General features: G+C 32.3%; 3 protein-coding genes. All 3 read right to left on the bottom strand.

The features are described 5' to 3' along the window. Positions 1-3,418 (bottom strand): Rib/alpha-like domain-containing protein (locus ACU68Y_RS08460; RefSeq protein WP_446765334.1); only part of this gene is annotated, 3,418 nt, incomplete at its 3' end. Positions 3,419-5,189: 1,771 nt separating this feature from the next. Continuing rightward, the gene (faf, locus tag ACU68Y_RS08455; protein WP_446755868.1) at positions 5,190-7,058 is read right to left on the bottom strand and encodes an adhesion factor FAF; all 1,869 of its coding nucleotides are present in this window, start codon (positions 7,056-7,058) and stop codon (positions 5,190-5,192) included. A 766-nt stretch (positions 7,059-7,824) separates the two neighbouring features. Beyond that, entirely contained in the window at positions 7,825-8,256 is a 432-nt protein-coding gene (locus ACU68Y_RS08450; protein ID WP_446755867.1) for a GNAT family N-acetyltransferase, read from the bottom strand. Positions 8,257-8,280: the final 24 nt, after the last annotated feature.

Raw genomic sequence — 8,280 nt, 5'->3', positions numbered from 1 at the left:
CTGGAGTTACATCTTCTACTTTTGTGCCTTCTGGAAGTTTGTCTAGGTTTGTTACGTTGTCTGTTAAGTCAACTTTTCCGCCTTTTTCGATTTCTTCCTTCTTAACTTCTGGTTCATACTTGTCAGCGTCTTTTTCTGCTGGTTGGACACTGATTTTTGCACTAGCTTCATCAGTAGAATCATCTGGATATGTTACTACCACTGGGATTTCTACATCCTTACCTGCATCAGCTTCTGTTGGTGTGTAGGTGATTTCACCAGTATCTGGATTGATTTTTGCATCTTCTGGAGCGCCTTTACCTAGAGCGAACTTTGTTCCTTCTGGTTTTGCTACATCTTTACCATCTTTACCTGTAAAGTTTGGTGATGTGATTGTTGTTTGTGTACCTACCTTACCATCAGCGTCTGTGTATGATGGTGTAAGATCATCTGTAAGCTCAGCTTTTTTCCATACTGCATATACAGTTAGAGAGTTTTCAATTGGTGTATCTTTTGTGAAGTCTGCTTTTGTAGCATTTGGAGTTGTTGCCCAACCTACAAATGTATAACCTTCTCTTGTTGGATTTTCTGGCATTACGTTTTTGCCATTATAGTCAAGTCCGTTTGCTGTGTAACCAGCGTTTCCTAGATATTGTTCGTTTTCTGGAGCTACTACTACCTTATCTTCAGGTTTTCCTTCGTAGTTTTGGTCAAATGTTACTCTAGACTTAACTTTTTCGATAACTGGGTCTGATGGGAATTGTCCTGGTCTAGCATTGTTGATATAGATAGGCATATCTTTCTTGAGTTTTAGAGTTTCTTTTCCATCTTCAGATTTAAATTGACCTAAAGCATAGTTATAAACTTCATCAAATTTTCTATCGCCTTTTTCTACTTCCCTACCATTTTCATCTAGGACAATTGCTCTAGCTTTATCTGAGTTTTCAGATTTAACTAAGTTGAAGTAGAATTTAGATCCATCTGGTGTCATATAGTAGCCAGTTACGTTATTTTCATCTCTTCGAACAGTACCTTTTATTTCAGTATCAGTATCAAAAATTTCTTCTACTTGTGCTACATATTTATGTTTTGTAACCATAACACCGTCAACGCTCTTAGAGTGTTGGAAATAGTATGGATTGTAGTCTCTTGTAAAGTTTTCACCCTCAACATTAACTATTTCTACATCTTTTGTTGCATCACCATTGTTAATATATAGTCTCCAGCTTTGGCTTTCATATTTATGTCCATTGTCGTTTATAATCCAAAGTCTGATTTTTTCACCTGCAGATAGGGTTCTACCAGCTTTCATATCGATGTCATATTTCATGTTTCTAGAATTACCAATACCGCCAGCATTTCTCTCAGTGATAGTTTCAAAATCAGTTGCACGGCTTGGAGCTGATGAATCATTCATTAAGTGATAGGTATCACCAATTTGAATTACATATTGGTTTCCTTTATCTTTCATTTGATCTTTAAACTCTAATGTAAGTTTACTACCTTTATCAATGATAGTTTCATTCTTTACTTCTTGTTCAGATTTTAAGAAACCATCCTTATTTTCATGGATAAATCCGCTCTCAAACGCATAAGATTGTAGATATTTGTTTTGAGGGAATAACTTAGAAATCATATCTTCATCTACATTATATTCAATTTCAGTGTTAACATAGTTTATAGTCATTGTTTTAAATAAAACAGAATATATTCCCGTTGTAATATTTCCAGACGTAGCACGAACTACTTTATTGCCAGTTTTATCTAGGTTTGATTGGAAGTCAGCACCTACTACATAGATAGTAGCAACACCATCTTTAACATTGATTTGATTTCTCTTAATCCCTACTTTTGGTGTATCTTTGTATGCTTTCTTGTTGTCAATTCCCTTTACTTCAAGGTAAGCTACATTTCCTTGATCATCTTCTTTTAAAAGGTCAAGAAGCCTTGCATCGAATGATTGCTTAAATCCAACATTACCTAAATAGGAGTCAATGGAGTCGGATTTTACATAGTAGTGTTTAGTCTTTATAACCTTATTTTCACTATCATACTCACTAGAACCAAAGCTAAAATCATTAGATTTTTTGTTTGAATTTGGAGGAATTACAGTGCTTTTAAGATTTGAGCTTAGGGGTATTACTGTTGATCTTGTAAATTGACCATAAGCAACATCATTTAGCTCTCTTGTCCCTACTGTTCCAGGGAAGTTAGCTAGTACTTCTTTATACTTTGTATCATAACCTCTGTGTTGAACAAGATAGTCCTTCTTTCCTAGATCAGAAATCTTTGTTCCTTCTTTTAGAACAAGGTTCATTGGTAATTCGTAATTATTACCAGTATAAGTTTTTGTAACTTGTGAAAGCATGAATTCTGCTTGGTAGTCAGCAGCATTTACGTTGTTAAATAGGAATTTTTGTTCCCCTTTGTTTGTTGAATATACATAAGACCTATCCCAGTCAATTTTTTCAAACAAATCTTTTTGGAATTTGAAAGCCAATGAAAGTTTGTCCATCCATACAGATTCTGAAGTTCTTGAGTCACCCTTCCATTCAAGTCTAACTACATCTCTTCCACTTTCATCTGTATAAGTTCCAAGATAATTTACTTCAAAAGCTCCCATACCACCGTTATTAAGACCACCAAGGTTTTTAGCTTTATTGTATCCTTCTGGTGCTTTCCAGTAGTCATTATCTTCTCCGATTGTTTCTTCCCAGTTATTTGCTGATTTTCCTGCGTGTTCTTTTTGATCTTCAGTAAGACCTACTTTGTCTTCTCCTGCTTGTTGTTTGCTGTCTTCAGCGCCTGTTGTTTTACCTACTTCAAGTGCGTCTTCTTTTTCTTCTACAACATTAACAGTGATTTCAACTACTTGTGTAGATCCATCTTTGAATTCTATTGTAGCTTGTACTTTCTTTTCACCTTTTTGTGTAGTATCTACATTAGCTGTAACTTTTGCGCCTTCAGGTAGATTTGCAACAGTCTTTGAGTAATCGATATTAGCTTCTCCAACTTTTACAGTAATAGCTTTTAGTTCAGCTATAAATTTTTCAGCTTCATTATCAGATGCTGTAGCTACTTCAGTGTTAACTTCGGGTGCTCTTACATTTCTATCTTGTGCATTTGGTGTTGTAGCTTTTGAAGATTGAGCATCAAATTGTTCAGCTGATTTCTTTTCTGGCTTTGCAGTGTTTTCTTCAGCTGGTTGTTCTTCATCATCAGTGTGAACTTTTGTTGATTCTACCTTCGCTTCTAAAGCCGCTGGTGTAGTTTCTACTTTATCAGCTAATGTTACATTTGGTGTCATGAACATCATGTAACCTAAAAGACATGAAACTACGCCTACTGTTAGTTTCCTAAGACCGTATTTTGGTCTTTCATTAGAGCTTTTTGCTCTTTTTTCGGTAATGATTTTTTCAAAAATCTTTTTGTTATTCATTACGTTTTCCTTTCTTTTTTTATAATTTTTGTTTAGTTTATTACGAAACATATTATTTTGCAAATTGTAATTATTACAAAATTGTAATTTTTGTAATGTTTCTGAAAATAAACCTCACAATTTCTTTCTAGGAATTGTGTTTTCTATAATCAAAAAAATTATATAATCATTTAAGTGCTGTATTTTCCAATATTTTCATGCAAAATATTTTTTTGATCATTTGAAAACACAAATTCCATATATTCATATTATATCGCAAAGGAAAGATAATTCAACCCTTTTAATAGAAAATTTTAAAAATCTTTTAAAATCATTAAAGTGACGTTTTTCTGTCACTTTACGTTAATGCACACGTTATTGATAAACAATAAAAAATAAATATTTTACAGCTATGTATTGGTTTTTTATAGTATTGTTTGGTTTTTTATGCATTTGCGGTTTTTTTATTTAATTTCAAAAATTTTTAAAGACCTAAAATTATGTTGAGATTTTATAATTTTTATATGAAATATTAGAATAATTCGTGTATTTTTCTGAAATCAAAAAATTTTTGATAATTAGATTCAGCAAAATAAATTATTAAACAATATCAAGTTCAATATTATTTCTTTAGTGTATTTATTTGTTCTTGATTTGTCAATATCACGCAATGGTAATTTTATCAGATTTTTAATGTTGTATATTTTATCATTATGAAAATAGTCTATTACCACATTAAACTCAATAAATAATTCTAATATAATCAGAAATCATTAATTGCGATTATAATTTGACGTAAAATATTTTTAGAAACTAGGTAAAATTTTTTTGTCTTGTGTTGATAGAATTAGTGAAGTGATTTTTTTGTATGTGTTAGTTTATGCCTTGAAGATTTATGTATTAAGTAGGTGACTTCTCAAAAATTTTCTAATACATTCTATTGTCTTAATTATAGATTTCTTGCAAAATGCTTCGATGCTGATTTTAATCAATATAACTAGGCAGAATCATTATTTTGTTTTATTCTGATAATTTTTTGGATTCTAGATATTACTCAAATCTACCACAAGATTTTCTTGATGAATGAGACACTTTTTTCAATACACGCTAGATCTGTAGAAAATGTGTTTTATTCGATCAAAAAATTTAACGATCGAGTAGGGCTAAATAAATAGCCCTCTCACACCACCGTACGTGCCGTTCGGCATACGGCGGTTCAATATTCTCTTGTATCATATTGTTTATTTCTGATGAAACTATTTAACTTTATTCTTTTTGTATCCGAACCTAGGGGAGTGAATACGTCACTCCTTGTATTCCATCAAGTCATAGTGCATCCTTTTCAAATATTACAATAAATATTGTTCCTCCCTTCGCTCCATTTCCATTACAGAAACTTCCTAACTACTATGGATTCTGCTGACTTCTCATAGTTCGTTGTTACTACTGTGTCGTCCATGAGACCTCACGGGATAAGCCCTAATACTCTCATCGTTTACTTGCAGAATTTACGCTTTGGGTTTACGGTTACCTTTTGGGTCTTTGCTATCTTTAGCTAGCTTGGCCACCTGTTACGCCTTATATTCTGTTCCTGTCCGTCAAGCCACGATTTCGCTACCTGTTCTTCTCTCCTAGATGTCACCACCTAAAACTTCGGGGTCGCTATTAGATTCGTTGGTAACTACGCTCTGTAGGGAATTTCACCCCAGCATTAGAACATGCCCGTCATACTAAAAAAAAGAGAGGACATATGTCCTCTCTAAATCTTTTTAGTATAATCTATTTGCGTAAATTATTTACGTTTTTTAAGTGAAAGATAAGCTCCACCCATAGTAGCCATTGCTGCTGCTGCTATTGTAGCTGCTTCAGCTGCTGCACCTGCTTTTGGTAATGCTTTCTTTTCTTTAGCTGGTTTAGCTGGTTTCTTAGTTTCTTTCTTTTCTGGTTTTTTGTTATCTTTCTTGTTGTCTTTTTTATCTTTTTCTACAACGATAGTTCCACCGTCAACAACTTTTTCATCTTTGTTGTCTTTTTTATCAGTAGCTTCTTCTTTTTCTTCAGAACCTTTTATTTGGATATATTTTGGTAATTTAACGTCAACGTCTTTAGCTTCTTCTTTTTTAGCTTCAGTTTTTTCAACGTTGTTTTCAGCTTTTACTTCTGATTCTGCTCTGAATAAAGCTTTAACTTCTGAAACTTGTTTACCATCTTGAACTACATGGTATCCGTTTGGTACGAATACTACTTCTACTTCGTAAGTTCCTTCATATACACCGTGAATTAAGATGTCTCCGTTTTCATCAGATGTTGCATTGTATACTTTAGAAGTATCTTCAACATTCTTTAATTTTAATGCTAAACCTTGTACACCTTTACCAGTTGTATCTTTAACTGCGAATTTGTAAGTGTAAACTGATTTAACTTCTTTGATTTCAGATTTTGCTTTGTTGTATTCTGATTTTGCTTTATCAATTTCTTTTAAGATTTTAGCTTGATCAGCTGCTTTTTCGCTACCTGATAATTTAGAATAATCTTCTAATTCTTTAATAGCGTCTGCTGCTAATTGACCTGATAAATCATTGATTGATTTGTTTTGATCCTTTAAGATTATTTCTATAATTGTATAGTTTTCTTTAAGGTCTTTTTCAATGTTTTTGAAGTCTTCAGTTGTCTTGTAAGTTTTTTCAATAGCTACTGAATATTTTTTCTTAGCTGATTTGTAGCTAGCTAATGCATCATTGTAAGCTTTTTGAGCTGCTCTTGTATTTTCGATAGCTGCTTTATGAGCTGCAACAGCTGCATCTTTTTCTCTTTGAATTAATGTTAAATCAGCTGCAGATCCGTTGTAACCTTCGCTTAATTTGTATTTTTTATTTAATTGGTTTAATTTACCTTTTAAGATATTTTCAGCAGTTGCAATAGCTGAGTCTTTAGAGTTTTGAGCTGCTTTAAGAGTATCGTCTATTTTTGCTACTTCTGCATCATATTTGTTTTTAGCTGTAGTTTCTACTTGTTTTTTAGCAGCTAATTCTTCTTCTAACATAGAAATACGAGTATCGCCAGATTGTTGTTTCTTAGCTGTTTCTAATGCTTCTTCAGCTGCTTCTCTGTCTGCTACTGCTTTATCATATGCTACTTTTGCTCTTTGTGATTCTCTTAAGAAGTTTTGTTGAGCTGTTTTGAATTCTCTGTTTGCTTTTTCAACAGCTGCATCACGTTCGCCTTTAGCTTTTGCAACTAATGCGTCATATTCACCAACTTTAGCGTTGTAAGCATCTACTGCTTTGATTTCTGCTAATCTAGCTTTTTCTTGTGCATCTTTTGCTGCTTCTAAGCCTTTTTCAGCTGCTTCGAAGTTAGCTTTTGCTGCTTCGTATGCTTTTTTAGCTGCTGCTTCTTCTTTTTGAAGTTTTTCAATCAATCCGTCTGGTGTTCCTGCTGGGTTGAATTCTTGAGTAACTAATTTAGCTCTCTTAGCTGAAAGATCGTTAATCTTAGCTGTTAATTTTGCAATTTGTTCAGCTGCTTCTTTTTTGCTTAATCCCAAATATTGAGTGTAAGAATTTTCAGCTTTGTTGTAAGCGAATGTGCTTGCTGGAACTGCAGTTACGATTAATGCACCAGCTAATGCTGCTGTCAATAACTTTTTGTTTAATTTCATTGGTTTATTCCTCCTAAAATTTTTAACCTTCATAAACTTAATTTGAAATCATTTATGATAGTTTATCTGTAATTATATTTTAAATCAAATAATTTAATAAATCAAGCTTTTGAACAAAGTTTACTTGAAAAATACCTAATATAATTACGAAAACTGTGAATAAATGATAACGTATGTCTATGTAACTTATATTATACAATAATGAATTTTTATTTCAACCTTTTTTGAGGATTTTTTTGTTATTTTACATGATTTTAATGAATTTTTGAGGATTTTTTAAAATTTGTTGAATTTTATGACTTTTTGTTCATTTTTTACGGTGGTTGATATGTTTTGCTAGGGGTGTTTTTTATGGAATTGCGCTATTTTATCAGGGGTTTTGTTAGTTTTTGCGATTTGATGTGGTTGTGGTTGGTTTTGGTAGTTTATTTTCTTCCTTATATTAATGTCTGTTATTGGTGTTAGTGTTTTTTGTTGATTTTTTTATTAAAATTTGTATTATTTTCGTGCTTTTCTGATGTTTGTCTTATTTTTTGATTATTGTTGGTACTTTTAGTACAAGTTGTGTGATTTATTGTGGTGTTTTGTTTTGTTGTAATGTTCGTATTTTATGGTGGTGTAATAAAGTGTTTGTTTTTTTTGTTGGCAATCAGTACTGTTAGTATAAATAATTTTTATTTTTGTAACTTTTTTGTAATTTTTACGATATTTTTTACAATTTTTTTGTTTTTTATAATAAAAAACACCAAATTTTTTTGGTGCAAATTTATTTTACGGTGTATTTCATTTTGATGTGTTGTATTCCATCTTCATCGAATGGTTTGGAAGTTGTTACGAATCCAAATTTTTCGTAAAATTTCTTGGCGTAGGTTTGTGCTTCGATGTTTATTGACTGTGCGTGAAGAATATTGCTAGCAAATTTTATTGCTGTTTTCATTATTTGTGTTCCGTATCCTTTGCGTTTGGTGGCTGCGATTACTCGTCCAATATGGTATGCATCATTTTGTTTGTATAGTCTGCAATATGCTAGGATGTCTTTTCCTTGTTGCAAGTAGATGTGGTGGCTTTTTAAATCGATGTCGTCTATTTCATGATATGGGCATTGTTGTTCTACTACGAATGTGTCGACTCGTAGTTTGTAGATGTTGAAAAGTTCTTTTGTTGTGAGTTGTTCGAATGTTTTGATGTGTGTTTGCATTGTTTCTCCTAAAAAAACTATGCA

It is taken from the genome of Finegoldia sp. P1-F-LS (genome assembly GCF_052932205.1).
The sequence above is the reverse complement of the archived record's forward strand: the minus strand, read 5'-3'. Positions and strand labels throughout refer to the sequence as shown.

Excerpts from the sequence above, each read along its gene's own strand:
- faf (WP_446755868.1), bottom strand. The coding sequence starts at position 7,058 with ATGAAATTAAACAAAAAGTTATTGACAGCAGCATTAGCTGGTGCATTA.
- ACU68Y_RS08450 (WP_446755867.1), bottom strand. The coding sequence starts at position 8,256 with ATGCAAACACACATCAAAACATTCGAACAACTCACAACAAAAGAACTT.